Raw genomic sequence first — 26,573 nt, 5'->3', positions numbered from 1 at the left:
GGACGCAATGGAGAGTCTATTAAATGAAATAGTAGAAGAAGTAATAAATAGAGTTAAAAAAGAAGCATTCATAGAAGTTGAGGCATCAGGAAGACACGTTCACTTAAGTAGAGAAGATGTAGATAAATTATTTGGTAAAGGATATACTCTTACAAAATTAAAAGACTTATCTCAACCAGGTCAATATGCTTGTAAGGAAAGAGTCACAATAACTGGTCCTAAAGGAAGTATAAAAAATGTAGTTGTACTTGGGCCATGTAGAAATGAAACTCAGGTAGAAATATCTTTAACAGATGGTTCAACTCTTGGATTAAAAGCTCCTATAAAACAAAGTGGAGACTTAGAAGGTACTTTAAGTATTAAAATATCAACACAACATGATGAAGTTGAACTTGATAAGGGGTTAATGGTTGCTAAAAGACACATACACATGACTCCTAAGGATGCTGAAAAATTCAATGTATGTGATAAAGAAATAGTTGAAGCTAAGGTAATGGGTCAGAGACCTTTAACATTTGATGATGTAGTAATAAGAGTTAGTGACATCTTTAAAACTTACATGCACATAGATTATGATGAAGCCAATGCATGTGGCTATTCAAAAGGGACTGTTGCTAAAATAATAAAGAAAGCATAAATTAATTTAACTTCTAATTTCATTTACTATATACAATGTTGGAAGTATTAAAAATACAGAAAAGTATGAAAGATGAATATAGAAAATACCTCTAGGGAGGATTAAATATGAATTATGATGACCTTGTAAATCTAATAATAGAAGAAGTTTATAAAAAAATAAACAATAATGAATTGAAAGTATCTAGTAAACCTAAAGCTGTAATTGTATTTGAACAGGATAGTAGTAAATTTAACTTATTAAAAGATGAATTTGAAATAGTTGAATTTGATAGAAGTACAAAAGAGTGTGAAATAGTGATAGTTTCGAAACTTTGTATGAGAGGATTATCAAACATAGCACTTGGGAATTCAACAAGTGAAGAAGAAAGATTTATACTAAAAATGATTATGAAGGGTAAGAAAGTATATCTCTTAGATGAAGGAATTGAATACAAAAAATATAAGGATACTGCACCAAAAGCATTATATAAGAAGTTTATGTTCTTTGAAGATGAAATATGTAAATTTGGTGTAGAAATTATAAAAGACTTAAATACTATAAATAAAAATAAGTTAAGTATAAAAAGTGAAGTATCAAGTGCTATAGTTTCTAAAAAAGAAAATACAAAAGCTTTAAATAAAGATATAGAAAGTCTAAACAATGTAGAAAGTATGAAGATAGATACTGAATTTAGTTTAGATTTAAGAAATAAAAAACTTATATCAGAAGCTGACTTAAGAAAACCAACTATAAATGGAGTTAAAAATATACTAGTTAATAAAAAAAGTATAATAACGCCATTAGCTGTAGACTTTATGAAAATACACCATCTCAAACTAAAGAAAGTGTAAGGAGGTAATTTTATGGATATAGGAAAAGTTGTAGGTAATGTTTGGGCCACAAGAAAAGATGAAAAATTATGTGGTCAAAAACTTTTAGTTGTAAAAATTTTAAAAACTAAAGACACGTACAAGGAAGGCTTCATGGTTGCAGCCGATAATGCAGGAGCAGGAAATGGAGACTTAGTTCTTATATCCAAAGGTTCCTCAGCTAGAGAATCGATTGAAAAAGTTCATGTTCCAGTAGATGCAACGATAGTTGGAGTAGTCGATTCATTTGAAGTGTTTGATGAATAAAAGTATAGGCACTATAGAGTTTAAAAGTATAGATAAAGGTATAGAAATTAAATTCACAATATATAAGACTGTAATATCATCAGTAGACAGTCAAATAATAAAAAATCTAATAAAATAATGGGGGAACTATGAGTATAAATGAAATTATAATCTATGTAATGGTAGTCTTCATGGTACTTGGGGCTATAGATAAATGTATAGGTAGTAAATTTGGTCTTGGAGAACAATTTGAAGAAGGTATAATGGCAATGGGTTCACTTGCAGTTGCAATGGTAGGTGTTATATGTCTAGCACCAGTTCTTGCTGATGTATTAAGACCAATTGTAGTACCAGTGTTTGATATGCTTGGAGCTGACCCAGCTATGTTTGCTGGAAGTTTGTTAGCTAATGATATGGGTGGTGCACCACTTGCCCTTGAGCTTGCAAAAGACCCTAATGCTGGATTATTTGGAGGCTTAATAGTAGGTGCTATGATGGGACCTACAATAGTGTTTATAATACCAGTTGCACTTGGAATAATTGAAAAAGAAGACCAAAAATTCTTAGCAACAGGAATACTTGCAGGGATAATAACAATACCTATTGGAGCTTTTGTTGGTGGATTAGTTGCAGGATTTGAAGTAATGATGGTTCTTAGGAACTTGATACCAATAATAATATTTGCAGTCGTTATAGCACTTGGATTATTGAAATTTGAAAATGCTATGATAAAAGGATTTACATATTTTGGAAAGGGTGTAGTGATAGTTATAACTTTAGGACTTGCTGCTGCAATAGTTGAAGCCTTAACAGGGATAGTTGTAATACCTGGAATGAAGCCAATAGGTGAAGGTATAGAAATAGTTGGAGATATTGCAATAGTTTTAGCAGGAGCATTCCCATTAGTATTTGTTATAACAAAGGTATTTAATAAACCATTAATGGCTTTAGGAAAAGTTCTTGGAATGAATGATGTATCAGCTGCAGGGCTTGTTGCAAGTTTAGCTAACTGTATACCAATGTTTGGTATGATGAAAGATATGGATAATAGAGGAAAGATAATAAACGTAGCATTTTCTGTATCAGCAGCATTCGTATTTGGAGACCACTTAGGATTTACAGCAGGATTTAATGCTAATATGATAACACCAATGATAGTTGCTAAATTAATTGGTGGTATAACAGCAGTCTTATTAGCTATGGTTATAGCAAGTAAGACATTAAAGAAGGAGAATGTATAAGATGGATATAGCAAATATAGATAAAAACTTAATTGAAACATTAGTAAGACAAATAATAGAAGAAAAAATAAATGGAACTAAAGATACTGCAGATTTTGTTAGAAATAAAGATGTTAGTGGAATAACTTCTATAAAATTACCAACTGTAAAGGTTAGTGAATCTGATAGATTAGATACAGGAAACCCAAGCGATGTAGTTTACACAAAAGATTTATTTACATTAGAGGAAAGCCCAAGATTAGGTTGTGGTATGATGGAAATGAAGGAAACAACTTTTGACTGGACTCTAAACTATGATGAAATAGATTATGTAATAGATGGAACTTTAGATATATTAATAGATGGAAGAAAGGTTTCTGCTTCTTCAGGTGAGTTAATATTTATACCAAAAGGAAGTAAAATACAATTTTCTGTACCTGATTATGCTAGATTTATATATGTAACATATCCAGCAGATTGGGCATCTCAAAATTAACAAGAAACTGAATTAAGTTAATAATAATCAAATAAATGTTAATCCCCCTACGTTTAAAAATAGACGTAGGGGGATTAACATTTATTTTTTATAGAGAAGTTTCTCTTAAAACTACATTTTCATTTCTCTCAATTAGATGTCTAATAGACCATTCATTTTGAAATAACAATACTGGATTGCTATTTTTATCTTCAACTAATATTGTATCCATTGGTATTGAAAGCTTATCCGATTTAAAAGTATCAGGTTCAATCCAACGTATATAACGATAAGGTAGTGTGTTCATTATCATATCAACACCATATTCTTGTTTTAGACGATATTCTAAAACTTCAAATTGAAGAACTCCAACTACTCCTACAATAAGTTCTTCCATACCAAAATTAGGTTGTTTGTATATCTGTATAGTACCTTCTTCTGATAATTGTGTAAGACCTTTTAAGAACTGTTTTCTTTTAAGAGCATTCTTTGTAGATACTCTTACAAAATGTTCAGGAGCAAATTGTGGTATGCCAGTGTACTGTAAATTTGATTTTTTTTCACTTAATGTATCACCAATATTAAATATTCCTGGATCATGTATCCCTATAATGTCACCTGGATAAGCTGAATCTATTATAACACGGTCTTGTGCTACAAACTGTTGAGGTTGTGAAAGTTTAACCTTTTTGTTTCTTTGTACATGAGTTACTGTCATACCTTTTTCAAATTTACCAGAGCAAATTCTTAAAAATGCAATTCTATCTCTATGAGATTTATCCATATTAGCTTGAATCTTAAATATAAATCCTGAGAAGCTATTAGAATTAGGGTCAATATCACCTAAATTACTGCTACGAGGATTTGGCGGAGGTGTTATTTCTAGAAACGATTCTAAAAATGGTTCTACACCAAAGTTAGTAAGGGCACTTCCGAAGAACACAGGTGTCAATTCACCATTTAATACTCCGTCTAAATTAAAATTATCTCCAGCAATATCTAAAAGTTCAATATCTTCTAGTAGTTTTTCATGAAGAGCATCACCTAATAAAGTATTAAATCTTTCATCAGATATATCTCCAGTTGTAGACTTAGCAATAGATTGTCCATGGTTACCATCATCAAATAGTTCAACTTGGTTTTTATGACGATTAAACACACCTTTGAACTCTTTACCAGAACCAATTGGCCAGTTTACTGGGCAAGAGCGAATTCCTAGAACATTTTCAATATCTTCAAGTAGTTCAAAGGGATCCTTTCCTTGACGGTCCATTTTATTTATAAAAGTAAAAATTGGTATTCCTCTCATTTTACAAACTTGGAATAATTTCTTTGTCTGATCCTCGACACCTTTAGCAGAGTCAATAACCATTACTGCACAGTCTGCTGCCATAAGAGTCCTATAAGTGTCCTCACTGAAATCTTGATGCCCTGGAGTGTCAAGAATATTTATACAAAAGTTATTATATTCAAATTGAAGAACACTTGATGCAACAGATATACCTCTTTGTTTTTCAATTTCCATCCAGTCAGATACTGCATGTTTTTGAGATCTTCTTGATTTAACCGATCCTGCTTCACGAATGGCACCACCATATAATAGAAACTTTTCAGTTAATGTAGTTTTTCCTGCATCGGGATGGGAAATGATTGCAAAGGTTCTTCTTCTTTTAACTTCATCAATCAAGCTTAAATTTTGTTCTGTCATTTTTTATCATCCTTTATTTTAATTTTACGATTATCCAAATATAAAAAATTATATTTATTAATAGTTTTAAAATGAACATAATTTTCCATATGCTATAAAAAACTACAATCCTATTAATATTATAACTTTATTGCAAAACTGTCAATATAGAAACCTTTATTTCACACTCAATTGCACTCTCAAGAGACTCATCTTTTTCAACTTTACCACCAGGAAACTCCCGCATATTTGGAAGACTCATTTGTTGGGATATTAAAGCACATAATATTTCATTATATTCATTATTAAATCATGGAATAACCAGTATTAGAGCATTAAATCATTTGGAGTAAGAATAGAGGATAATATGATAAAAGAGTTAGAATCTAAATGGATGGATTTAAACAAAAAAATAGATTAATTTCTAAAGTTGCACTTTTATAGAAAGCGCATCTGCCATCACTACAGAAGTGCGACCTATCAGACAACAGAAACTAAGTCATCCATGTCAGCACCCATATAAACAATACTAAGAGTACCACTAGAACTATCCCAAACTATAGAATCAACAAGAGTAGAAAGCAATAACTTCTTATTATCCAGATTAGCATTATCAACCATATCATTAAACTTTTCTAAATTACTAACAACAATATCTAAATTAACACTGGCATTTTTAATATCAACACTTTTATCTTCTAAGTTTCTAAACCTAACCTTTAATTCTTCAATTTCATTATTTAAACTTTCAATCTGAGAGATAATATAATCAGAAGCAACACTACCAGTATTTTTAGCAAGCTCCATAACCAAATTCCCAATGCTCTTTTCCTTATCCTCAATAGAATTCCTAAATAAATCAATCTCATTTTTAACGCTATTTGATACATCATCAACTTTAATCTTATTTTCATGAAAAGCATCTATAATAGATTCGACATTACAATGTTTAATTCTTTCAATAATAATATCTTCAACTAAAGGCCCATTAAGATTTTTACAATTACAGGCATCAATACCGAGATTCTTTTTAGTACCACATACATAATAATACTTTAATTCTTCATCAGTTCGTTTACCTTTATAAGTAATTCTCATATTAGAACCACACTTAGAACATTTTAAAAGTCCTGATAATAAAGCAACTTTACCAGTAGCAGTTCTTGGACTCTTATCACGATTAGCATCAAGTAAACCTTGAACTTCAAGCCAAGTAGTAGAATCTATAATTCCTTTATGTTTAGCAATAGCTGCTATAGGTGTAGATGTATTTTTAGCATAAGTAAGTATTCCACATTCATTATCAGGAGTACCGATAACTTCCATATTATTATTTCTAAGATATTCTACAACAACATCATTAGCTTTCACATAAGCAGGACTTCTAAGTATACCAGATAATGAACTAGGGTCAAATTTACCACCACGAGGACCCTTTATTCCATTGTGATAAACATATTTGTATAATTGAGATAGAGACCTAAGTTCTAGATACTTAGCATAAACTATTTTAACAACTTCCATTTCACCATCACTAACTTCTAACTGATACATGCTTCTTTCTTTTAGGTTTTCATCTAAGTATTTAATCTTTTTACTGCTAAATCCATGAGGAGTTTTGCCACCTAGCCATCTTCCAGTACGAGCAAGTTCATACATATTATCTTTTATACGTTCAGCTATTGTTTCTCTTTCAAGCTGTGCAAATACACTAGATATAAACATCATAGCTCTTCCCATGGGGGTAGAAGTGTCAAATTGTTCTTTGATAGATATAAAAGATATATCTAGTTTATTTAGTTTTTCTATTAAAGTAGAGAAGTCAGATACATTTCTTGATATTCTATCTAATCTATAGCACACAAGATAATCAAACTTTTTTGCTTTCGCATCTTGCATCATTTTCTTAAATTGAGGTCTATTTATATTACCACCGCTAAAGCCTTCATCTTCATATATTAAAAAATCTTTTATACCAACAGACTTAGCATAGTCCATACATAGTTGTATTTGATTTTCTATAGATTCACCTTTACCAGTAAACTTTGATTTTCTTGAATAAATTGCAGCTTTCAAAATTAAAACCTCCTATAAGTTAGGTAGTTATTTATATTGTATTCAATGCTAAAAAAATACCATAACTTTTAACAATATCATAAATCTATTCTTTATAATATATGACTACTTATTTCTTTTATTTCTTTGCTTTTTAAATTCTAAATCAGTTTTATCAGTCTATTAGGTTTTACTTCTATATCACGAAAAATCTAGTAAATAATCAGCAGATACATTAAATTTAGTACTTAGTTGTATCAGGACAAATCTATAACTTCATAAACTAATATAAAAAGTTATAATCTAAATGATTTTATAAGGAAGAATTTTTAAAATTAAGGCTTATAGCAAAAACTTTGTAGGAGGTTTGTGTATGGAAATCAAAGTTATAGAGATTTTTCCTAAAGATGAGGCTAAACTTAATGAAATAGAAATGGCTAAAGCTAGATGGTTTGTAAATATAGTAAGCAAAAAATATTCTAAAGAAGTTTTGGATAAAGCTTTTAATACTTTAGAAGAAGACTTAAAAGTAAGTAAAACTGATGTATAAATTTCGATTATTGATTTAGAAAATTAAAGATTAAATATAAAAAAGAGATATGCAAATGAGATATGCAAATGAGAAAATATCTAGATGTATTTTATATACTATTAACTTGACATTAGATTAATCAAATAGTATATTTTAATATAACACAATGAAGTGTTAAAAGAGCAAAGGAGCTCCATAGATTTTATCTATGGAGCTTTTTTGTGCATTGAATTTAAGGAGGAGATAAATTTGAATAACTTTGAAATTAAAACCAAAATAAAATTTGGAGAAGGAGCATTAAAAGCACTACAAGAATTAAAAGATAAACATGTATTAATAATAACAGACCCATTTATGGTTAAATCAAAAACAATAGATAAAATAACATTTAACTTAATAAATTCAACATATCAAGTTTTTGAAGAAATAGTACCAGACCCACCAATAGAAACAATAGTAGCAGGAGTAGAAAAATTTAAATCTATTAATCCAGATATAATAATAGCATTAGGAGGAGGTTCTGCGATAGATGCTGCAAAATCTATAATGGATTTTTCTAAAAAAATATTAAATGCTACTGATATAGAATTTATAGCAATACCAACAACAAGTGGAACAGGTTCAGAAGTAACATCATTTTCTGTAATAACAGATAATCAAAAAGGGTGTAAATATCCATTAGTAAGTGATGATTTACTTCCAAATATAGCAATACTAGACCCAGAACTTGTAAAAACTGTACCAAATTTTATAACAGCAGATACAGGTATGGATGTATTAACACATGCAATAGAGGCTTATGTATCCACAAATGCTAATGATTTTTCTGATGCACTTGCTGAAAAAGCTATAAAATTAGTATTTAAATATTTATTAAAAGCATACAAAGATGGAAATGATATAAAAGCTAGAGAAAAAATGCACAATGCATCTTGTTTAGCAGGTATGGCATTTAACCAAACATCACTTGGTATAAATCATTCTATAGCGCATGTATTAGGCGGAAAATTTCATATACCACATGGAAGAACAAACTCAATATTACTTCCACATGTTATAGAATATAATTCATCAATAATAGGATATACCAACATAGCTTACTCAGATACAGCTATAAAATATGCACAAATAGCAGAATTAGTAGGATTTGGTAATGGTAATATAAGAATAGCTGTTAAAAACTTAGTAAATGAAATAAAGAAACTGCAAAAAGAAATGAATATGCCAACTAAATTGACAGAGTGTAAATTAAGTTTAGAAGATATAATTAATGAAGAGAGAGAAATAGCAAGGCTTGCCATAAAAGATACTTGTACATTAACCAACCCTAAGGTACCAACTGAAGAGGATATAATAAACATATTAAATAATATTAAATAACTACATTTTATTACATGTAAACATAATATTATACAAATAGGGAAAATGTTTTTAAAAATATAAATTATATATTGACAAATATAAAGCAGAAAACTATAATAAAAGTATCACAAAGGTGTGATATTTTAGTAAAAAAGCAATGGAGCTTCTTAGGAATATTAATATTATTCTTATGGAGCTCCTTTTATTTTTAGCAAGTAATTTTTTAATAAACTATACTTAAAGAAAGCAGGGAATAAATTTGGCTGAAGAATCTAAGCAAAGAGTTATTCAAGAATATGTTCCTGGAAAACAGGTTACATTGGCACATATAATAGCCAATCCTAATGAAGATATATATAAGAAATTAGGATTAGTGCTTGATAAAAAAGATGCGATAGGAATACTCACAATAACACCAAGTGAAGCATCAATAATAGCAGCAGATGTTGCTACAAAATCTTCAAATGTATCTTTGGGGTTTATAGATAGATTTAGTGGTTCTGTAGTAATATCAGGTGATGTAAGTTCTGTAGAATCAGCATTAAATGATGTTTTAGAAGTTTTAGGAAATATGTTGAACTTCTCATCTACTAAAATAACAAGGACATAATAATACAATGAAAAATATAATTTTTATGGGAAAAACAGGAAGTGGTAAAACCACTTTGTGCCAAAAACTAGACCAATTGGAATTGAAATACAAGAAAACCCAATCAGTAGAACTTTACAATGATGCAATAGACACTCCAGGTGAATATATGGAAAATAGAAGCTTGTACAATGCATTGATAACAACATCTGTAGATGCAAAAATTATAGCAATAGTATATGATGCTACACAAGAAGAAAATTATATAGCACCAGGATTTGCAAGTATGTTTTGTAAAGATGTAATAGGAATTATAACCAAAATAAATATGTCTACTGAAGATGAAATTAATATAGCTTATGAACGATTATCACTAGCAGGAGCAAGTCAAATATTTAAAATAGATACAATTGATGGTATAGGACTTGAAAAATTGTTTGAATATCTAGAAAAATCTAAAAAAATAGACGAAATTTAGGGGAAAATATTTTTTTAACTCAAAACTATGATAGAATTAAATTAAACAGAGAGTTAAATAAAATATAAATTTAGCATTTTATAAAAACATAAAAATATATATAAAACTATTTTAAGAAGATTTAATCTTTAAGTGAGGTAGGAACATGGGGAAAAAAATACTATTGGTTGATGATGAACCACTGTTAAGGATGGATATAAAAGATGTCCTAGAAAATAATGGTTATGAAATAATAGGAGAAGCATGCGATGGGTTTGAAGCTGTTGAAATGTGTAAAAAACATAAGCCTGATTTAGTTATAATGGATATAGAAATGCCAATTCTTGATGGTATAAAGGCAGGTAAAATAATATGTAAGGAAAATCTAGCAGGTGGAGTACTTTTATTAACTTCATTTGAAGATAAAGAATACATAGAAAAAGCTAAAAGTATAGGTGCTTATGGATATTTAGTAAAGACAGCAAGTGAAAAATCACTTATACCAACTATAGAAATGTGTTTAAATAAAGTAAATGAATTTGAAAGAATGAAAAAAGATTTAGAGAAAGTAAATTCTAAATTAAATGAAAGAAAGTTAATAGAAAGAGCAAAAGGTATACTTATAAGAGAGTTTAAAGTTTCTGAGGATGAAGCATACAATATAATAAGAAAATTAAGTATGGATAAAAGAACTTCAATGATGGAAATTGCTAAAATGATTATAATAGGGTACGATGATTAATACGATAAAAAAAATAGCAATTACACAAACATACTTAAATAAAAATGAAATTGAAAAAATTATAGAAGTATCAAAATCCTTAGATTTAATGGCTAACTTTTATGAGGCTGATGTTTTTATAGATGTATTAAGTAAATGTGATGATGAAGCAATTGTGGTGGCACATGGTAGACCTAAAGAAAAGTCATTATACTGTGAAAATGTTATAGGAAAAAAAGCTCTAATTGAAAATGAACCAGGAGTTATAAAGTGCTTAAAGACTGGAGAAAGAGCACGAGATATTAAGGCTTTAACACAAGAATATAAACTGGTTAAACAGAATATTCAACCAATAACATTGGATGACAAAATTCTAGCAGTATTAATAGTTGAAAAAGATATAAGTAGTGAAGTTAAAAATGAGTTTGACACTAACGAAGATGAAGAAAATAAAAATTCACATCAGTTTATAAAATTGATAGAAAATAATGACTTTTTAGTTGATAATTTAAATTCTGCTATACTTATATTTGATAAAAATGGAAAGCTGAAAATTAAAAATCGTATTGCAACTGACATGTATAAAAGTATTGGGTTTGAATGTGATATACAAGATATGCATTACAATGATTTATACATAGAGCATACGGTGTTTGAAGATATATTGATAGATGAGAATTATGATGAAACAAATGAAGTTTCAATAGGTAATATGTTTTTTAAAATAAAAACCATATACATCAAAGATGATGAATTTAAGGTTTGTAAAATAGTACAAGATATAAGTGATTTAAAACGAAAAGAAGAAGAACTAATTTTAAAAACAGTAGCTATAAGAGAAACTCATCATAGAGTAAAAAACAATCTTCACACAGTAATATCTATAATAAAAAAACAAAGTAGATTGTCTCAAAACGAGGAAGTTAAACAATGTCTAGATAATATAACAAATAGAGTGTTTGCAATTCTTTCAACTCATTACTTATTATCTAAGGAAATCGATAATAATATATCTATATTAGAAGGTATAAATTTATTAGTATCAAATATTCAAGGCGGATATCTGTTTAATAAAGATATCGATATATGTATAACAGGTGAAGACTTTAAAATTAGTGGAGAAAAAGCAACAGCCATACTTTTAGTTATAAATGAAGTACTACAAAACTGTTATGACCATGCTTTCAAGAATAGAGAACGTGGTAATATACAGATATTAGTAAATAAAGATAATGGTTTGAGAAATATCGCTATTATAGATGATGGAATTGGATTTGATAGTGATAATATAAATAAAAATAGTTTAGGAACATATATAATAGATAGTTATATAACTCAAATGCTAAAAGGAAGTATAAAAAGAAAGAGCAGTAAAAATGGAACCGAAGTGTTAATTACTATACCTACATAAATTAATATTAGATAATAACTCATCTACAAGGTAGTAGTTTTAATTGAGCAAAGAGGCTTAAAGTTATTAATAGATTAAGTTAATCAAATATATTTATAAAACTTATAAATATATTTGATTTAACAAATATTTATTATAGCTTTAAGCCTCTTTGCTTGTTTAAGACATACTTAAATTTTAGGAGGTGAGAAAATGAGAGAAGAATTATTAAGTGTTGGTATTGACATTGGGACAAGTACTACTCAATTGATTTTTTCTAAATTAATAGTAGAAAATACTGAATCAAATTTTTCGGTACCTAGGATAAGTATAGTAGACAAGGAAATTATTTATAAAAGTAAAGTTTATTTTACTCCTCTTATTTCAAACAAAGAAATAAATGGACAACAAATAAAAGAAATAGTTGAAAATGAATATAAAAAAGCAAATATATCTAAAGTAGATATACATACAGGAGCAGTAATAATAACTGGCGAAACAGCTAGAAAAGAAAATGCAAATGATGTACTTCATACTTTAAGTGGATTTGCTGGAGACTTTGTCGTTGCAACAGCAGGACCTGATTTAGAAAGTATAATATCAGGAAAAGGAGCAGGGGCTCATATTTATTCAAAAGAACATTCAACTACAATTGTAAATATAGACATAGGTGGGGGAACTAGTAACATAGCTTCATTTAAAAGGGGAGAAGTAACTGATACTGGGTGTTTGGATATAGGTGGAAGGCTTATAAAGGTAGATAAAGCAAGTAAGAAGATAACTTATATTTCGCCTAAAATAGATAAAATCATAAAAGATAATAACTTAAATCTTCAAGTAGGAACTGTAGCTACAATAGAAAATACAAAACCAATAGTTAATATAATGGTTAATTTATTAATGGAAAGTATAGGATTAAAATCTCAAACGCCTTTATTTGATTTTATAATAACTAATAAGTCAATAAGTATAGATGAAAAAATTAAAAATGTTTCATTCTCAGGTGGAGTAGCAGATTATATTTACTACAATGGAGAAGTAAAGAATTATTTTGAATATGGTGATTTGGGAATTTTACTTGGGCAAGCAATAAAAAATTGCGAATACCTTAAAAAAGTAAATGTAGTCAAATCAATAGAAACAATAAGAGCAACAGTGGTTGGTGCAGGTTCTCACACTACTGAAGTAAGTGGAAGTACAATAACCTACACTAGGGAGTCATTCCCAATTAAAAATTTACCAGTTTTAAAATTATCAGTTGATGAAGAGATTGGTACTTCAAAACAGATTAGTCAAGCCATAGAAAATAAACTTAACTGGTTCAAATTGGAAAATGATTTACAGAAAGTTGCTATAGCTATGATAGGCAAGAAAAATCCTACTTTTTTAGATATACAAGAGTATGCTAAAGGATTTGTAGATGGAATGAAACAAATTATAGAAAATAATTTGCCTTTTGTGGTAATCGTTGAAAATGATATGGCAAAGGTGCTAGGTCAAGCAATATATGCATTATTGAACTATAAAAAAGATATTGTTTGTATTGATAGTGTAAAGGTTGAAAATGGAGATTATATTGACATTGGAAAACCTATAGTTGAAGGTAAGGTTTTACCTGTGGTAATAAAAACATTAGTTTTTAATTAATAGAAGGGGGTAAGTAAATGATTTTAAAGACAAAATTATTTGGACGTACTTATCAGTTTAAAGGCTTATATGATGTAATGGCTAAAGCTAATGAAGAAAAATCAGGAGATAAATTAGCAGGTCTTGCAGCACAATCAGCTGAAGAAAGGATAGCAGCAAAAGTTGTTTTATCACATATAAAACTAGAGGATATAAGAAATAATCCTGCAGTAGCATATGAAGAAGATGAAGTAACAAGAATAATACAAGATGCTGTAAATGAAAAAGTTTATGCAGAAATAAAGGACTGGACAGTATCTGAACTTAGAGAATGGTTATTAGATTCAAATACTACAAGTGCTGATATAAGAAGAATATCAAGAGGGTTAACTTCTGAGATTATCGCAGCAGTTGCAAAACTAATGTCAAATATGGACTTAGTTTATGCTGCTAAGAAGATAAAGGTTACAGCCCACTGTAATACAACTATAGGAGAACATGGAACATTATCAGCAAGACTTCAACCTAATCATCCAACAGATGACCCAGATGGAATACTTGCATCGCTTCTTGAAGGTCTAACTTTTGGTATAGGAGATGCAGTACTTGGATTAAACCCAGTTGATGACTCTGTTGAAAGTGTTACTAAAGTATTAAAAAGATTTGAAGAGGTAAAGCAAAAATATCAAATACCAACTCAAACATGTGTATTAGCCCATGTTACTACACAAATGGAAGCGATAAGAAATGGTGCTCCTGCAGATTTAATATTCCAATCTATAGCAGGTTCTGAAAAAGGAAATGAAGCATTTGGATTCAATGGCGATACTATAGAAGAAGCTAGACAATTAGCTTTAAAACACGGAACAGCTACAGGACCTAATGTCATGTATTTTGAAACTGGACAAGGTTCAGAATTATCTTCAGAAGCACATCATGGAATAGACCAGGTTACTATGGAAGCTAGATGCTATGGATTTGCTAAAAAGTATGAACCATTCTTAGTAAATACAGTTGTTGGATTTATAGGACCAGAATATTTATATGATGCTAGAGAAGTTGTAAGAGCAGGACTTGAAGACCATTTTATGGGTAAATTACATGGATTACCAATGGGTGTTGATGTTTGCTACACTAACCATATGAAAGCTGACCAAAATGATATGGAAAACTTAGCTATATTACTAACAACAGCAGGATGTACATACTTTATGGGAATACCTCATGGAGATGATGTTATGCTTAACTATCAAACAACAGGATACCATGAAACAGCATCACTTAGGGAAATGTTTGGATTGACAGCAATAAAAGAATTTGATGCTTGGATGGAAAAGATGGGATTCTCTAAAGATGGTAAATTAACAGATTTAGCGGGAGACGCATCTCTATTATTAGGATAGGAGGTATTTAGTATGAATGAGAAGGATTTAAAAGCATTAGTAGAACAGTTAGTTGGGCAAATGGTTGGAGAATTAGATACTAATGTTGTATCTGAAACTGTTAAAAAAGTGACTGAAGTTGTAATAGATAATGATGCTTGTATAGATGACATAACAGAAGTTGATATAAGAAAGCAATTGCTAGTAAAAAATCCAAAGGACGCAGAAGCTTATTTAGATATGAAGTCTAAAACGCCTGCAAGAATAGGTATAGGAAGAGCTGGTACTAGATATAAAACAGAAACAGTTTTAAGATTTAGAGCAGACCATGCTGCTGCACAAGATGCTGTTTTCTCTTATGTAGATGAAGAATTTATAAAAGAAAACAATATGTTTGCAGTAGAAACTTTATGTAGTGATAAAGATGAATACTTAACAAGACCAGATTTAGGAAGAAAATTCTCTCCAGAAACTATAAATAATATAAAATCTAAACTTGGAACAAATCAAAGGGTTTTGATGTTAGTAGGAGACGGGCTTAGTTCAGCAGCTATAGAAGCAAACTTAAAAGACTGCGTGCCAGCTATAAAACAAGGTCTAAAAATGTACGGAATAGATTCAAGTGAAATTTTATTTGTTAAACATTGTAGAGTTGGTGCTATGGACCACTTAGGTGAAGAATTAGGTTGTGAAGTTATATGTATGTTGGTTGGAGAAAGACCAGGATTAGTTACTGCTGAATCAATGTCAGCATATATAGCATATAAGCCATATATAGGAATGGCAGAAGCAAAGAGAACAGTTATATCAAACATTCACAAAGGTGGAACAACTGCAGTTGAAGCAGGTGCTCATATAGCTGAACTTATAAAAACTATGTTAGATAAAAAAGCTTCAGGAATAGACCTTAAATAAAGTCGAGGGAGTGTAGAATATGAAAAACGATGTAATTCGTCCTAATATATTAGGAATTAAGATAATTTCAAATATAAGTCCAGAAATGGCACAAAAACTAGAACTAAAATCACATCACAAAAGTTTAGGTTTAATAACTGCAGACTGTGATGATGTTACATACACAGCTCTTGATGAAGCAACTAAAGCTTCAGAAGTTGATGTTGTGTATGCAAAATCAATGTATGCAGGTGCTGCAAATGCTTCAACAAAGCTTGCTGGTGAAGTACTAGGGATAATAGCAGGACCAAGTCCAGCAGAAGTAAGAAGTGGTCTAAATGCAGTAGTTGATTTTCTAGAATATGGAGCAACTTTTATAAGTGCAAATGATGATGATTCAATAGCATATTATGCTCACTGTGTATCAAGAACAGGTACATACCTTTCAGAAGTAGCAGGAATAAGAGAAGGTGAGGCATTAGCTTATTTAGTAGCACCGCCACTTGAAGCAATGTATGCGCTGGATGCAGCAATGAAGGCAGCAGATGTTAAGATGTGCGAATTATTTGCACCTCCAACTGAAACAAACTTTGGTGGAGCATTACTTACAGGTTCTCAATCGGCCTGTAAAGCAGCATGTGATGCATTTGCAGAAGCAGTAAAATCAGTTGCAGATAATCCAACAGGATTCTAGGATAATTAAATGGATGCTGTAGGCTTAATAGAAGTAATAGGATATGTTGCTGCAATCGAAGCTTCTGATGCTTGTTTAAAATCTGCAAATGTTAATATCTTAGAAATTGATAAGGTTGGAGCAGGCATTGTTACTTTAACAATATGTGGAGATGTTGGTGCTGTTAAATCAGCTCTAGAAGCAGGTGAAATAGCAGTTTCTAGAATTGGTACATTAAGAGCATCACATATTATACCAAGAATACATAATGAAGTAACCGATGCTTTATTTAAAAATAAAGAACCTAAAGTCTGTGAAGTTTCAGAAGATACAGAGGAAAACTTTGAGATTACATTAGAAATAACTGATAATGTATCGAAAAATTTATCGGAAAAAGATAATGTAATTTTAGATGGCACTGAAAATAGTGAAAATAATAATGAAAAACTATATAGTGATATAAATAAAATTAACAAAGAAATTGAAGTAGTTGATGATAGTTTAACAGAAACTAATGAGGAAAAAATAGAAAATACTAATGATAATAAAGAAGTATTAGAACAAGTCAAAATAGAAAATTCTGATTTTGATAGAGATGATTTATCAAAGAACAGCGTGAAAAAACTTAAAGCTATGGCTAAGAAATTAGACTCTTCAATAACTTATAAAGATTTAAATGTTCTTAAAAAAGAAGAATTGATAAACTTAATTAAAAAGCTTAGCAGAGGGGATAGATAGTTATGACACTTTTAGATAAAGATTTAGTATCTATACAAGAAGTCAGAACTCTTGTAAAAAGAGCTAAAGTGGCTCAAGAGAAACTTTCTAAAATGAGCCAAGAGCAAATAGATAAAATAGTAAAAGCTGTTGCAAATGCAACATTTAATAATGCTACTAAATTAGCTAAAATGGCAAATGAAGAAACTGGGTTTGGAAAATGGGAAGATAAAGTAATTAAAAATACTTTTGCATCCATGGGAGTTTATGAAACTCTAAAAGATACAAAAACTATTGGAATAATTGGTGAAGATAAAGAAGCAAATACGATAGATATAGCTACACCAGTTGGAGTTGTGGCAGGTCTTATTCCTTCAACAAACCCAACATCAACAGTAATATACAAATCTATAATATCTTTAAAGGCAGGAAATACTATAGTTTTCTCTCCACATCCAAATGCAAAAAAATGCATACTTGAAACAGTTAATATAATAAGTGACGCAGCTATAAAGGCTGGAGCTCCAGAGGATTCAATATTATGTATAACTAATCCAAGTATAGTTGGAACTAATGAATTAATGAAACATAAAGATACAAACTTAATATTAGCAACTGGAGGAGAAGCAATGGTTAGAGCTGCTTACTCTTCAGGAACACCGGCTATCGGAGTTGGACCTGGAAATGGCCCAGCGTTTATAGATAAATCAGCAAATGTTAAGTTAGCAGTCAAAAGAATAATAGATTCTAAAACTTTTGATAATGGTGTTATATGTGCATCAGAACAATCTATAATAATAGAAAAATCTATGGAAGAAACTGTTTTAAAAGAACTTAAAAATCAAGGTGCGTATATTTTAAATGAAAAAGAAAGTGAGAGATTAGCAAAATTCATATTGAGAGCTAATGGTACTATGAATCCACAAATAGTTGGTAAGAGTGTTGAGGTAATATCAAATTTAGCAGATTTAACAAATGTACCTAAAAATACAAAAGTTCTCGTTGCAAGAGAAAATAAAGTTGGTCATAATGTAGCCTATTCAAGAGAAAAACTTACACCAATACTAGCGTTCTATGTTGAAGAAAATGTAGAGGCTATTATGAATAGATGTAGAGAAATATTACTAAATGAAGGTGCAGGTCATACCTTCTCAATGCATGCAAATGATGAAGAGTTGGTAAAGAGATTTGCTCTTAACATGCCAGTATCAAGAATACTTGTGAATACTCCTTCAGCACTTGGAGGAATAGGTGCATCAACAAACCTTGTGCCAGCACTAACACTTGGTTGTGGTGCAATAGGTGGAAGTTCAACTTCAAACAATGTAGGTCCACTTGATTTAATAAATGTTAAAAGAGTAGCTTATGGAATCAAAGAAATAGAAGAACTTGGAAGAGATACATCTCAAGTTGAAAAATCAATGTTTGACTCAATGGATAAAGAAGAATTAATAAATCTTCTAGTTCAAAGATTAGTCAAAGAACTAGCATAACTAAAACAAACAATGAAATTTATAGCTATAAATTTCTAAAAATAAAAACTATAAAATTAAATTTTTGGAGGATAAGATTATGGCAAGTGCAAACGCATTAGGAATGATAGAAACTAAAGGATTAGTAGGAGCGATAGAGGCAGCAGATGCAATGGTTAAAGCTGCAAATGTACAATTAGTAGGAAAAGAACAAGTAGGTGGAGGATTAGTTACTGTAATGGTAAGAGGAGATGTTGGAGCTGTTAAAGCTGCTACAGATGCTGGAGCTGCAGCTGCTGAGAGAGTTGGAGAACTAATATCAGTTCATGTTATACCAAGACCACATTTTGAAGTAGATGCTATATTACCAAAAGTATCAGCTGAGTAATATAAATGCAATTTTAAAATTTAAATTTTGATTAAAAAAGAGGCTATCTCAAAAATGAGTCTTACTAATAAACTCAATGTATTTTGAGGTAGCCTTTTTTATACATCTAATAGGAGATGTGATAAAATGGGTGTTTTAACAGAAAACGAAATAAAAAGAAAAATAGGAAAAAACAAAGACAATGTAACTGAATTCTATATAGAAAAAGGACAGATAATAACTCCTTCTGCAAAATCTTATTTAACTGAGAGAAGTATTGAACTCAAATATATTGATAAGCTTTCAGATATAAATAATGAACCCAAAGAAGTTATAAAAGAAGTAGTTAAAGAGAAAACATATAAATATACTACTGTATTTGGTGCTAAATTGGATGAAAAACCAGAACATATGACTCAATTAAATGGAAATCTTTTAGTTTTTAAAGACCATAAAAGAATAATACTAAGAGGTAAAATAGATTCTCTTGAATCAGAAATACTAAAAGCACAGATTCTTTGCCAAAAACTAGGTATGCCAAAGCTTGTTAAGGAATTACAAGAGGTATTAGACTTTGTAAGAAATATAATGAGATGTGAGGTTTTAGAAGAAAAACTAGAAGATTTTAAACTTTTAGGATTGACTCCACAAGAACTTAGAGAACAATCTCACTATCCTAAAAAATACTTTGGTATAGGACATGAGTTCCCAAGTTATGAAATGGGAGAAGTAGTAGTAGCTATAAATAGTATAAGAAGCAATACACGAGAGGTTGAACTTGCAGCTTACGAAGCATTTAAAGGTGAGTACGGAAATGTTCAAAGAGAAGATTTAATAAAGGCACTTAATAGATTATCGTCAGTATTTTGGATAATGATATATAAAGTTAGAACTAATAAGTATAAGTAGTTGGAGGACGCAATGGAGAGTCTATTAAATGAAATAGTAGAAGAAGTAATAAATAGAGTTAAAAAAGAAGCATTCATAGAAGTTGAGGCATCAGGAAGACACGTTCACTTAAGTAGAGAAGATGTAGATAAATTATTTGGTAAAGGATATACTCTTACAAAATTAAAAGACTTATCTCAACCAGGTCAATATGCTTGTAAGGAAAGAGTCACAATAACTGGTCCTAAAGGAAGTATAAAAAATGTAGTTGTACTTGGGCCATGTAGAAATGAAACTCAGGTAGAAATATCTTTAACAGATGGTTCAACTCTTGGATTAAAAGCTCCTATAAAACAAAGTGGAGACTTAGAAGGTACTTTAAGTATTAAAATATCAACACAACATGATGAAGTTGAACTTGATAAGGGGTTAATGGTTGCTAAAAGACACATACACATGACTCCTAAGGATGCTGAAAAATTCAATGTATGTGATAAAGAAATAGTTGAAGCTAAGGTAATGGGTCAGAGACCTTTAACATTTGATGATGTAGTAATAAGAGTTAGTGACATCTTTAAAACTTACATGCACATAGATTATGATGAAGCCAATGCATGTGGCTATTCAAAAGGGACTGTTGCTAAAATAATAAAGAAAGCATAAATTAATTTAACTTCTAATTTCATTTACTATATACAATGTTGGAAGTATTAAAAATACAGAAAAGTATGAAAGATGAATATAGAAAATACCTCTAGGGAGGATTAAATATGAATTATGATGACCTTGTAAATCTAATAATAGAAGAAGTTTATAAAAAAATAAACAATAATGAATTGAAAGTATCTAGTAAACCTAAAGCTGTAATTGTATTTGAACAGGATAGTAGTAAATTTAACTTATTAAAAGATGAATTTGAAATAGTTGAATTTGATAGAAGTACAAAAGAGTGTGAAATAGTGATAGTTTCGAAACTTTGTATGAGAGGATTATCAAACATAGCACTTGGGAATTCAACAAGTGAAGAAGAAAGATTTATACTAAAAATGATTATGAAGGGTAAGAAAGTATATCTCTTAGATGAAGGAATTGAATACAAAAAATATAAGGATACTGCACCAAAAGCATTATATAAGAAGTTTATGTTCTTTGAAGATGAAATATGTAAATTTGGTGTAGAAATTATAAAAGACTTAAATACTATAAATAAAAATAAGTTAAGTATAAAAAGTGAAGTATCAAGTGCTATAGTTTCTAAAAAAGAAAATACAAAAGCTTTAAATAAAGATATAGAAAGTCTAAACAATGTAGAAAGTATGAAGATAGATACTGAATTTAGTTTAGATTTAAGAAATAAAAAACTTATATCAGAAGCTGACTTAAGAAAACCAACTATAAATGGAGTTAAAAATATACTAGTTAATAAAAAAAGTATAATAACGCCATTAGCTGTAGACTTTATGAAAATACACCATCTCAAACTAAAGAAAGTGTAAGGAGGTAATTTTATGGATATAGGAAAAGTTGTAGGTAATGTTTGGGCCACAAGAAAAGATGAAAAATTATGTGGTCAAAAACTTTTAGTTGTAAAAATTTTAAAAACTAAAGACACGTACAAGGAAGGCTTCATGGTTGCAGCCGATAATGCAGGAGCAGGAAATGGAGACTTAGTTCTTATATCCAAAGGTTCCTCAGCTAGAGAATCGATTGAAAAAGTTCATGTTCCAGTAGATGCAACGATAGTTGGAGTAGTCGATTCATTTGAAGTGTTTGATGAATAAAAGTATAGGCACTATAGAGTTTAAAAGTATAGATAAAGGTATAGAAATTAAATTCACAATATATAAGACTGTAATATCATCAGTAGACAGTCAAATAATAAAAAATCTAATAAAATAATGGGGGAACTATGAGTATAAATGAAATTATAATCTATGTAATGGTAGTCTTCATGGTACTTGGGGCTATAGATAAATGTATAGGTAGTAAATTTGGTCTTGGAGAACAATTTGAAGAAGGTATAATGGCAATGGGTTCACTTGCAGTTGCAATGGTAGGTGTTATATGTCTAGCACCAGTTCTTGCTGATGTATTAAGACCAATTGTAGTACCAGTGTTTGATATGCTTGGAGCTGACCCAGCTATGTTTGCTGGAAGTTTGTTAGCTAATGATATGGGTGGTGCACCACTTGCCCTTGAGCTTGCAAAAGACCCTAATGCTGGATTATTTGGAGGCTTAATAGTAGGTGCTATGATGGGACCTACAATAGTGTTTATAATACCAGTTGCACTTGGAATAATTGAAAAAGAAGACCAAAAATTCTTAGCAACAGGAATACTTGCAGGGATAATAACAATACCTATTGGAGCTTTTGTTGGTGGATTAGTTGCAGGATTTGAAGTAATGATGGTTCTTAGGAACTTGATACCAATAATAATATTTGCAGTCGTTATAGCACTTGGATTATTGAAATTTGAAAATGCTATGATAAAAGGATTTACATATTTTGGAAAGGGTGTAGTGATAGTTATAACTTTAGGACTTGCTGCTGCAATAGTTGAAGCCTTAACAGGGATAGTTGTAATACCTGGAATGAAGCCAATAGGTGAAGGTATAGAAATAGTTGGAGATATTGCAATAGTTTTAGCAGGAGCATTCCCATTAGTATTTGTTATAACAAAGGTATTTAATAAACCATTAATGGCTTTAGGAAAAGTTCTTGGAATGAATGATGTATCAGCTGCAGGGCTTGTTGCAAGTTTAGCTAACTGTATACCAATGTTTGGTATGATGAAAGATATGGATAATAGAGGAAAGATAATAAACGTAGCATTTTCTGTATCAGCAGCATTCGTATTTGGAGACCACTTAGGATTTACAGCAGGATTTAATGCTAATATGATAACACCAATGATAGTTGCTAAATTAATTGGTGGTATAACAGCAGTCTTATTAGCTATGGTTATAGCAAGTAAGACATTAAAGAAGGAGAATGTATAAGATGGATATAGCAAATATAGATAAAAACTTAATTGAAACATTAGTAAGACAAATAATAGAAGAAAAAATAAATGGAACTAAAGATACTGCAGATTTTGTTAGAAATAAAGATGTTAGTGGAATAACTTCTATAAAATTACCAACTGTAAAGGTTAGTGAATCTGATAGATTAGATACAGGAAACCCAAGCGATGTAGTTTACACAAAAGATTTATTTACATTAGAGGAAAGCCCAAGATTAGGTTGTGGTATGATGGAAATGAAGGAAACAACTTTTGACTGGACTCTAAACTATGATGAAATAGATTATGTAATAGATGGAACTTTAGATATATTAATAGATGGAAGAAAGGTTTCTGCTTCTTCAGGTGAGTTAATATTTATACCAAAAGGAAGTAAAATACAATTTTCTGTACCTGATTATGCTAGATTTATATATGTAACATATCCAGCAGATTGGGCATCTCAAAATTAACAAGAAACTGAATTAAGTTAATAATAATCAAATAAATGTTAATCCCCCTACGTTTAAAAATAGACGTAGGGGGATTAACATTTATTTTTTATAGAGAAGTTTCTCTTAAAACTACATTTTCATTTCTCTCAATTAGATGTCTAATAGACCATTCATTTTGAAATAACAATACTGGATTGCTATTTTTATCTTCAACTAATATTGTATCCATTGGTATTGAAAGCTTATCCGATTTAAAAGTATCAGGTTCAATCCAACGTATATAACGATAAGGTAGTGTGTTCATTATCATATCAACACCATATTCTTGTTTTAGACGATATTCTAAAACTTCAAATTGAAGAACTCCAACTACTCCTACAATAAGTTCTTCCATACCAAAATTAGGTTGTTTGTATATCTGTATAGTACCTTCTTCTGATAATTGTGTAAGACCTTTTAAGAACTGTTTTCTTTTAAGAGCATTCTTTGTAGATACTCTTACAAAATGTTCAGGAGCAAATTGTGGTATGCCAGTGTACTGTAAATTTGATTTTTTTTCACTTAATGTATCACCAATATTAAATATTCCTGGATCATGTATCCCTATAATGTCACCTGGATAAGCTGAATCTATTATAACACGGTCTTGTGCTACAAACTGTTGAGGTTGTGAAAGTTTAACCTTTTTGTTTCTTTGTACATGAGTTACTGTCATACCTTTTTCAAATTTACCAGAGCAAATTCTTAAAAATGCAATTCTATCTCTATGAGATTTATCCATATTAGCTTGAATCTTAAATATAAATCCTGAGAAGCTATTAGAATTAGGGTCAATATCACCTAAATTACTGCTACGAGGATTTGGCGGAGGTGTTATTTCTAGAAACGATTCTAAAAATGGTTCTACACCAAAGTTAGTAAGGGCACTTCCGAAGAACACAGGTGTCAATTCACCATTTAATACTCCGTCTAAATTAAAATTATCTCCAGCAATATCTAAAAGTTCAATATCTTCTAGTAGTTTTTCATGAAGAGCATCACCTAATAAAGTATTAAATCTTTCATCAGATATATCTCCAGTTGTAGACTTAGCAATAGATTGTCCATGGTTACCATCATCAAATAGTTCAACTTGGTTTTTATGACGATTAAACACACCTTTGAACTCTTTACCAGAACCAATTGGCCAGTTTACTGGGCAAGAGCGAATTCCTAGAACATTTTCAATATCTTCAAGTAGTTCAAAGGGATCCTTTCCTTGACGGTCCATTTTATTTATAAAAGTAAAAATTGGTATTCCTCTCATTTTACAAACTTGGAATAATTTCTTTGTCTGATCCTCGACACCTTTAGCAGAGTCAATAACCATTACTGCACAGTCTGCTGCCATAAGAGTCCTATAAGTGTCCTCACTGAAATCTTGATGCCCTGGAGTGTCAAGAATATTTATACAAAAGTTATTATATTCAAATTGAAGAACACTTGATGCAACAGATATACCTCTTTGTTTTTCAATTTCCATCCAGTCAGATACTGCATGTTTTTGAGATCTTCTTGATTTAACCGATCCTGCTTCACGAATGGCACCACCATATAATAGAAACTTTTCAGTTAATGTAGTTTTTCCTGCATCGGGATGGGAAATGATTGCAAAGGTTCTTCTTCTTTTAACTTCATCAATCAAGCTTAAATTTTGTTCTGTCATTTTTTATCATCCTTTATTTTAATTTTACGATTATCCAAATATAAAAAATTATATTTATTAATAGTTTTAAAATGAACATAATTTTCCATATGCTATAAAAAACTACAATCCTATTAATATTATAACTTTATTGCAAAACTGTCAATATAGAAACCTTTATTTCACACTCAATTGCACTCTCAAGAGACTCATCTTTTTCAACTTTACCACCAGGAAACTCCCGCATATTTGGAAGACTCATTTGTTGGGATATTAAAGCACATAATATTTCATTATATTCATTATTAAATCATGGAATAACCAGTATTAGAGCATTAAATCATTTGGAGTAAGAATAGAGGATAATATGATAAAAGAGTTAGAATCTAAATGGATGGATTTAAACAAAAAAATAGATTAATTTCTAAAGTTGCACTTTTATAGAAAGCGCATCACCAATATCATGTGTAACTAAAATAGTAGACTTATTTTCATTTTTAATAATACTATAAACATCATCACAAACCAACAATCTAGTTTGATAGTCAAGAGCTGAAAAAGGTTCATCTAAAAGTAAAACATCTGGATTTACAGAAAGTGTCCTAATAAGAGCAACTCTTTGTCTCATACCACCAGATAATTCTTTAGGATACATGCTTCTGAAATCCCATAGTCCATAAGTCTTTAAAAGCTCTTCAACTCTATCTAAAGATTTTTTATCTTTTTTTCCTTGAATTTCCAAACCAATAGTTATATTATCCATTATATTTCTCCATTCAAGCAGATTATCTTTTTGAAACATATATCCAATATTTCCAGTAATCTTTACATCACCGCTAGTTGGTTTTAAAAGATTAGTAAGAATATTTAAAATTGTAGATTTTCCGCTTCCAGAAGGTCCGAGTAATGTTAGTATTTCGCCTTCTTTCAAATTAAAATTTACATCCTTTAATACTTCAAGCTCGCCTTCCTTAGTGTAGAAGTTCATATTGATATTTTTAACTTCTACTATGTTGTCATTCATCATGCCACCCCCTATAACTTTTAGCTCGTATATATTATGTTATTAACATTACAACCTATTTGTACCATTTTTCATAAATATAATATAAATATTTTGTTTATTTACGTATTTTCTTAGTAACTTGTACGTATAAATTAGAGATAAATAAATTATAAGGTAGGGGATA

30 protein-coding genes are annotated in these 26,573 nt (G+C 30.0%); 26 read left to right on the top strand and 4 right to left on the bottom strand.

Going from position 1 to position 26,573, the window contains the following annotated elements; genetic code table 11:
- Positions 1 to 7: 7 nt before the first annotated feature.
- The 6 genes from eutD (KGF52_RS05775) (at position 8) to KGF52_RS05755 (ending at position 3,450) form a co-directional block, all read left to right on the top strand.
- Positions 8 to 637, top strand: a complete 630-nt coding sequence (eutD, locus tag KGF52_RS05775) for an ethanolamine utilization phosphate acetyltransferase EutD (protein ID WP_227839443.1) — start codon at positions 8 to 10, stop codon at positions 635 to 637.
- A gap of 107 nt (positions 638 to 744) precedes the next feature.
- Positions 745 to 1,470, top strand: a complete 726-nt coding sequence (locus KGF52_RS05770; RefSeq protein ID WP_227839442.1) for a TIGR02536 family ethanolamine utilization protein — start codon at positions 745 to 747, stop codon at positions 1,468 to 1,470.
- A gap of 12 nt (positions 1,471 to 1,482) precedes the next feature.
- Complete coding sequence (locus tag KGF52_RS05765) at positions 1,483 to 1,755, top strand: EutN/CcmL family microcompartment protein (RefSeq protein ID WP_227839441.1); 273 nt, start codon at positions 1,483 to 1,485, stop codon at positions 1,753 to 1,755.
- On the top strand, positions 1,748 to 1,873 hold the full coding sequence (locus tag KGF52_RS21395; RefSeq protein WP_255640451.1) for a hypothetical protein: 126 nt from the start codon (positions 1,748 to 1,750) through the stop codon (positions 1,871 to 1,873). The genes KGF52_RS05765 and KGF52_RS21395 overlap by 8 nt, the downstream gene beginning before the upstream one ends.
- A gap of 10 nt (positions 1,874 to 1,883) precedes the next feature.
- A complete protein-coding gene (gene eutH / locus KGF52_RS05760) occupies positions 1,884 to 2,975 on the top strand; it encodes an ethanolamine utilization protein EutH (protein ID WP_227839440.1) in 1,092 nt (363 codons plus the stop codon).
- A gap of 1 nt (position 2,976) precedes the next feature.
- Complete coding sequence (locus tag KGF52_RS05755; RefSeq protein ID WP_227839439.1) at positions 2,977 to 3,450, top strand: cupin domain-containing protein; 474 nt, start codon at positions 2,977 to 2,979, stop codon at positions 3,448 to 3,450.
- Between the two features lie 88 nt (positions 3,451 to 3,538).
- Here KGF52_RS05755 and KGF52_RS05750 read toward each other — a convergent pair whose 3' ends face one another.
- Together KGF52_RS05750 and KGF52_RS05740 are read right to left on the bottom strand one after the other, a co-directional pair.
- A complete protein-coding gene (locus KGF52_RS05750) occupies positions 3,539 to 5,137 on the bottom strand; it encodes a peptide chain release factor 3 (RefSeq protein ID WP_227839438.1) in 1,599 nt (532 codons plus the stop codon).
- Between the two features lie 459 nt (positions 5,138 to 5,596).
- Positions 5,597 to 7,192: a recombinase family protein gene (locus KGF52_RS05740; protein ID WP_227839451.1), complete on the bottom strand. Its 1,596-nt coding sequence runs from the start codon at positions 7,190 to 7,192 to the stop codon at positions 5,597 to 5,599.
- 352 nt (positions 7,193 to 7,544) lie between these two features.
- Between KGF52_RS05740 and KGF52_RS05735 the strand changes: the two genes are divergently transcribed.
- From KGF52_RS05735 to KGF52_RS05645, 20 genes are all read left to right on the top strand, one after another.
- Positions 7,545 to 7,721 carry a hypothetical protein gene (locus tag KGF52_RS05735; protein WP_227839450.1) on the top strand — a complete coding sequence of 59 codons (177 nt, stop codon included), beginning with the start codon at positions 7,545 to 7,547 and terminating at the stop codon, positions 7,719 to 7,721.
- Between the two features lie 231 nt (positions 7,722 to 7,952).
- Entirely contained in the window at positions 7,953 to 9,083 is a 1,131-nt protein-coding gene (locus KGF52_RS05730) for a 1-propanol dehydrogenase PduQ (protein WP_227839449.1), read from the top strand.
- Positions 9,084 to 9,324: 241 nt separating this feature from the next.
- Positions 9,325 to 9,675, top strand: a complete 351-nt coding sequence (locus KGF52_RS05725) for a BMC domain-containing protein (RefSeq protein WP_169466896.1) — start codon at positions 9,325 to 9,327, stop codon at positions 9,673 to 9,675.
- 7 nt (positions 9,676 to 9,682) lie between these two features.
- Positions 9,683 to 10,132, top strand: a complete 450-nt coding sequence (locus KGF52_RS05720) for a EutP/PduV family microcompartment system protein (RefSeq protein ID WP_227828062.1) — start codon at positions 9,683 to 9,685, stop codon at positions 10,130 to 10,132.
- Positions 10,133 to 10,277: 145 nt separating this feature from the next.
- Complete coding sequence (locus KGF52_RS05715; protein ID WP_227828061.1) at positions 10,278 to 10,853, top strand: response regulator; 576 nt, start codon at positions 10,278 to 10,280, stop codon at positions 10,851 to 10,853.
- A complete protein-coding gene (locus tag KGF52_RS05710; RefSeq protein ID WP_227828060.1) occupies positions 10,846 to 12,243 on the top strand; it encodes a histidine kinase N-terminal domain-containing protein in 1,398 nt (465 codons plus the stop codon). The genes KGF52_RS05715 and KGF52_RS05710 overlap by 8 nt, the downstream gene beginning before the upstream one ends.
- 192 nt (positions 12,244 to 12,435) lie before the next feature.
- Positions 12,436 to 13,869: an ethanolamine ammonia-lyase reactivating factor EutA gene (gene eutA, locus KGF52_RS05705; RefSeq protein WP_227839448.1), complete on the top strand. Its 1,434-nt coding sequence runs from the start codon at positions 12,436 to 12,438 to the stop codon at positions 13,867 to 13,869.
- Between the two features lie 17 nt (positions 13,870 to 13,886).
- Positions 13,887 to 15,251 (top strand): ethanolamine ammonia-lyase subunit EutB, encoded by a 1,365-nt coding sequence (locus KGF52_RS05700; RefSeq protein ID WP_227828058.1) that lies wholly within the window; start codon positions 13,887 to 13,889, stop codon positions 15,249 to 15,251.
- A gap of 12 nt (positions 15,252 to 15,263) precedes the next feature.
- The gene (gene eutC, locus KGF52_RS05695) at positions 15,264 to 16,145 is read left to right on the top strand and encodes an ethanolamine ammonia-lyase subunit EutC (protein ID WP_227839447.1); all 882 of its coding nucleotides are present in this window, start codon (positions 15,264 to 15,266) and stop codon (positions 16,143 to 16,145) included.
- A gap of 19 nt (positions 16,146 to 16,164) precedes the next feature.
- A complete protein-coding gene (gene eutL / locus KGF52_RS05690; protein ID WP_003423987.1) occupies positions 16,165 to 16,818 on the top strand; it encodes an ethanolamine utilization microcompartment protein EutL in 654 nt (217 codons plus the stop codon).
- A 9-nt stretch (positions 16,819 to 16,827) separates the two neighbouring features.
- The gene (locus KGF52_RS05685) at positions 16,828 to 17,535 is read left to right on the top strand and encodes a BMC domain-containing protein (protein ID WP_227839446.1); all 708 of its coding nucleotides are present in this window, start codon (positions 16,828 to 16,830) and stop codon (positions 17,533 to 17,535) included.
- A gap of 2 nt (positions 17,536 to 17,537) precedes the next feature.
- Positions 17,538 to 19,007, top strand: coding sequence for an acetaldehyde dehydrogenase (acetylating) (locus KGF52_RS05680; protein ID WP_227839445.1), 1,470 nt, complete (start codon positions 17,538 to 17,540; stop codon positions 19,005 to 19,007).
- A 79-nt stretch (positions 19,008 to 19,086) separates the two neighbouring features.
- A complete protein-coding gene (gene eutM / locus KGF52_RS05675) occupies positions 19,087 to 19,374 on the top strand; it encodes an ethanolamine utilization microcompartment protein EutM (RefSeq protein WP_003423991.1) in 288 nt (95 codons plus the stop codon).
- Positions 19,375 to 19,500: 126 nt separating this feature from the next.
- Positions 19,501 to 20,262, top strand: coding sequence for a cobalamin adenosyltransferase (locus tag KGF52_RS05670; protein ID WP_227839444.1), 762 nt, complete (start codon positions 19,501 to 19,503; stop codon positions 20,260 to 20,262).
- A 12-nt stretch (positions 20,263 to 20,274) separates the two neighbouring features.
- Complete coding sequence (gene eutD / locus KGF52_RS05665) at positions 20,275 to 20,904, top strand: ethanolamine utilization phosphate acetyltransferase EutD (protein WP_227839443.1); 630 nt, start codon at positions 20,275 to 20,277, stop codon at positions 20,902 to 20,904.
- A 107-nt stretch (positions 20,905 to 21,011) separates the two neighbouring features.
- Complete coding sequence (locus tag KGF52_RS05660) at positions 21,012 to 21,737, top strand: TIGR02536 family ethanolamine utilization protein (RefSeq protein WP_227839442.1); 726 nt, start codon at positions 21,012 to 21,014, stop codon at positions 21,735 to 21,737.
- 12 nt (positions 21,738 to 21,749) lie between these two features.
- The gene (locus KGF52_RS05655) at positions 21,750 to 22,022 is read left to right on the top strand and encodes a EutN/CcmL family microcompartment protein (RefSeq protein WP_227839441.1); all 273 of its coding nucleotides are present in this window, start codon (positions 21,750 to 21,752) and stop codon (positions 22,020 to 22,022) included.
- A complete protein-coding gene (locus tag KGF52_RS21390) occupies positions 22,015 to 22,140 on the top strand; it encodes a hypothetical protein (protein WP_255640451.1) in 126 nt (41 codons plus the stop codon). The genes KGF52_RS05655 and KGF52_RS21390 overlap by 8 nt, the downstream gene beginning before the upstream one ends.
- A gap of 10 nt (positions 22,141 to 22,150) precedes the next feature.
- Positions 22,151 to 23,242 carry an ethanolamine utilization protein EutH gene (eutH, locus tag KGF52_RS05650; RefSeq protein WP_227839440.1) on the top strand — a complete coding sequence of 364 codons (1,092 nt, stop codon included), beginning with the start codon at positions 22,151 to 22,153 and terminating at the stop codon, positions 23,240 to 23,242.
- A 1-nt stretch (position 23,243) separates the two neighbouring features.
- The gene (locus KGF52_RS05645; RefSeq protein ID WP_227839439.1) at positions 23,244 to 23,717 is read left to right on the top strand and encodes a cupin domain-containing protein; all 474 of its coding nucleotides are present in this window, start codon (positions 23,244 to 23,246) and stop codon (positions 23,715 to 23,717) included.
- Positions 23,718 to 23,805: 88 nt separating this feature from the next.
- On the opposite strand, the gene KGF52_RS05640 is transcribed toward KGF52_RS05645, so the two are convergent.
- On the bottom strand, positions 23,806 to 25,404 hold the full coding sequence (locus tag KGF52_RS05640) for a peptide chain release factor 3 (protein WP_227839438.1): 1,599 nt from the start codon (positions 25,402 to 25,404) through the stop codon (positions 23,806 to 23,808).
- A gap of 403 nt (positions 25,405 to 25,807) precedes the next feature.
- Complete coding sequence (locus KGF52_RS05630) at positions 25,808 to 26,407, bottom strand: ABC transporter ATP-binding protein (protein ID WP_227482658.1); 600 nt, start codon at positions 26,405 to 26,407, stop codon at positions 25,808 to 25,810.
- Positions 26,408 to 26,573 lie beyond the last annotated feature (166 nt).

The sequence above is a fragment of the Clostridioides sp. ZZV15-6597 genome (assembly GCF_020657815.1).
Classification (GTDB): domain Bacteria; phylum Bacillota; class Clostridia; order Peptostreptococcales; family Peptostreptococcaceae; genus Clostridioides.
The sequence above is the reverse complement of the archived record's forward strand: the minus strand, read 5'-3'. Positions and strand labels throughout refer to the sequence as shown.

What these genes read in the sequence shown, in the direction of transcription:
- eutD (WP_227839443.1), top strand. Translation starts at nt 8, where the DNA reads ATGGAGAGTCTATTAAATGAAATAGTAGAAGAAGTAATAAATAGAGTT.
- KGF52_RS05770 (WP_227839442.1), top strand. Translation starts at nt 745, where the DNA reads ATGAATTATGATGACCTTGTAAATCTAATAATAGAAGAAGTTTATAAA.
- KGF52_RS05765 (WP_227839441.1), top strand. Translation starts at nt 1,483, where the DNA reads ATGGATATAGGAAAAGTTGTAGGTAATGTTTGGGCCACAAGAAAAGAT.
- KGF52_RS21395 (WP_255640451.1), top strand. Translation starts at nt 1,748, where the DNA reads ATGAATAAAAGTATAGGCACTATAGAGTTTAAAAGTATAGATAAAGGT.
- eutH (WP_227839440.1), top strand. Translation starts at nt 1,884, where the DNA reads ATGAGTATAAATGAAATTATAATCTATGTAATGGTAGTCTTCATGGTA.
- KGF52_RS05755 (WP_227839439.1), top strand. Translation starts at nt 2,977, where the DNA reads ATGGATATAGCAAATATAGATAAAAACTTAATTGAAACATTAGTAAGA.
- KGF52_RS05750 (WP_227839438.1), bottom strand. Translation starts at nt 5,137, where the DNA reads ATGACAGAACAAAATTTAAGCTTGATTGATGAAGTTAAAAGAAGAAGA.
- KGF52_RS05735 (WP_227839450.1), top strand. Translation starts at nt 7,545, where the DNA reads ATGGAAATCAAAGTTATAGAGATTTTTCCTAAAGATGAGGCTAAACTT.
- KGF52_RS05720 (WP_227828062.1), top strand. Translation starts at nt 9,683, where the DNA reads ATGAAAAATATAATTTTTATGGGAAAAACAGGAAGTGGTAAAACCACT.
- KGF52_RS05715 (WP_227828061.1), top strand. Translation starts at nt 10,278, where the DNA reads ATGGGGAAAAAAATACTATTGGTTGATGATGAACCACTGTTAAGGATG.
- KGF52_RS05710 (WP_227828060.1), top strand. Translation starts at nt 10,846, where the DNA reads ATGATTAATACGATAAAAAAAATAGCAATTACACAAACATACTTAAAT.
- eutA (WP_227839448.1), top strand. Translation starts at nt 12,436, where the DNA reads ATGAGAGAAGAATTATTAAGTGTTGGTATTGACATTGGGACAAGTACT.
- KGF52_RS05700 (WP_227828058.1), top strand. Translation starts at nt 13,887, where the DNA reads ATGATTTTAAAGACAAAATTATTTGGACGTACTTATCAGTTTAAAGGC.
- eutC (WP_227839447.1), top strand. Translation starts at nt 15,264, where the DNA reads ATGAATGAGAAGGATTTAAAAGCATTAGTAGAACAGTTAGTTGGGCAA.
- eutL (WP_003423987.1), top strand. Translation starts at nt 16,165, where the DNA reads ATGAAAAACGATGTAATTCGTCCTAATATATTAGGAATTAAGATAATT.
- KGF52_RS05685 (WP_227839446.1), top strand. Translation starts at nt 16,828, where the DNA reads ATGGATGCTGTAGGCTTAATAGAAGTAATAGGATATGTTGCTGCAATC.
- KGF52_RS05680 (WP_227839445.1), top strand. Translation starts at nt 17,538, where the DNA reads ATGACACTTTTAGATAAAGATTTAGTATCTATACAAGAAGTCAGAACT.
- eutM (WP_003423991.1), top strand. Translation starts at nt 19,087, where the DNA reads ATGGCAAGTGCAAACGCATTAGGAATGATAGAAACTAAAGGATTAGTA.
- KGF52_RS05670 (WP_227839444.1), top strand. Translation starts at nt 19,501, where the DNA reads ATGGGTGTTTTAACAGAAAACGAAATAAAAAGAAAAATAGGAAAAAAC.
- eutD (WP_227839443.1), top strand. Translation starts at nt 20,275, where the DNA reads ATGGAGAGTCTATTAAATGAAATAGTAGAAGAAGTAATAAATAGAGTT.
- KGF52_RS05660 (WP_227839442.1), top strand. Translation starts at nt 21,012, where the DNA reads ATGAATTATGATGACCTTGTAAATCTAATAATAGAAGAAGTTTATAAA.
- KGF52_RS05655 (WP_227839441.1), top strand. Translation starts at nt 21,750, where the DNA reads ATGGATATAGGAAAAGTTGTAGGTAATGTTTGGGCCACAAGAAAAGAT.
- KGF52_RS21390 (WP_255640451.1), top strand. Translation starts at nt 22,015, where the DNA reads ATGAATAAAAGTATAGGCACTATAGAGTTTAAAAGTATAGATAAAGGT.
- eutH (WP_227839440.1), top strand. Translation starts at nt 22,151, where the DNA reads ATGAGTATAAATGAAATTATAATCTATGTAATGGTAGTCTTCATGGTA.
- KGF52_RS05645 (WP_227839439.1), top strand. Translation starts at nt 23,244, where the DNA reads ATGGATATAGCAAATATAGATAAAAACTTAATTGAAACATTAGTAAGA.
- KGF52_RS05640 (WP_227839438.1), bottom strand. Translation starts at nt 25,404, where the DNA reads ATGACAGAACAAAATTTAAGCTTGATTGATGAAGTTAAAAGAAGAAGA.
- KGF52_RS05630 (WP_227482658.1), bottom strand. Translation starts at nt 26,407, where the DNA reads ATGAATGACAACATAGTAGAAGTTAAAAATATCAATATGAACTTCTAC.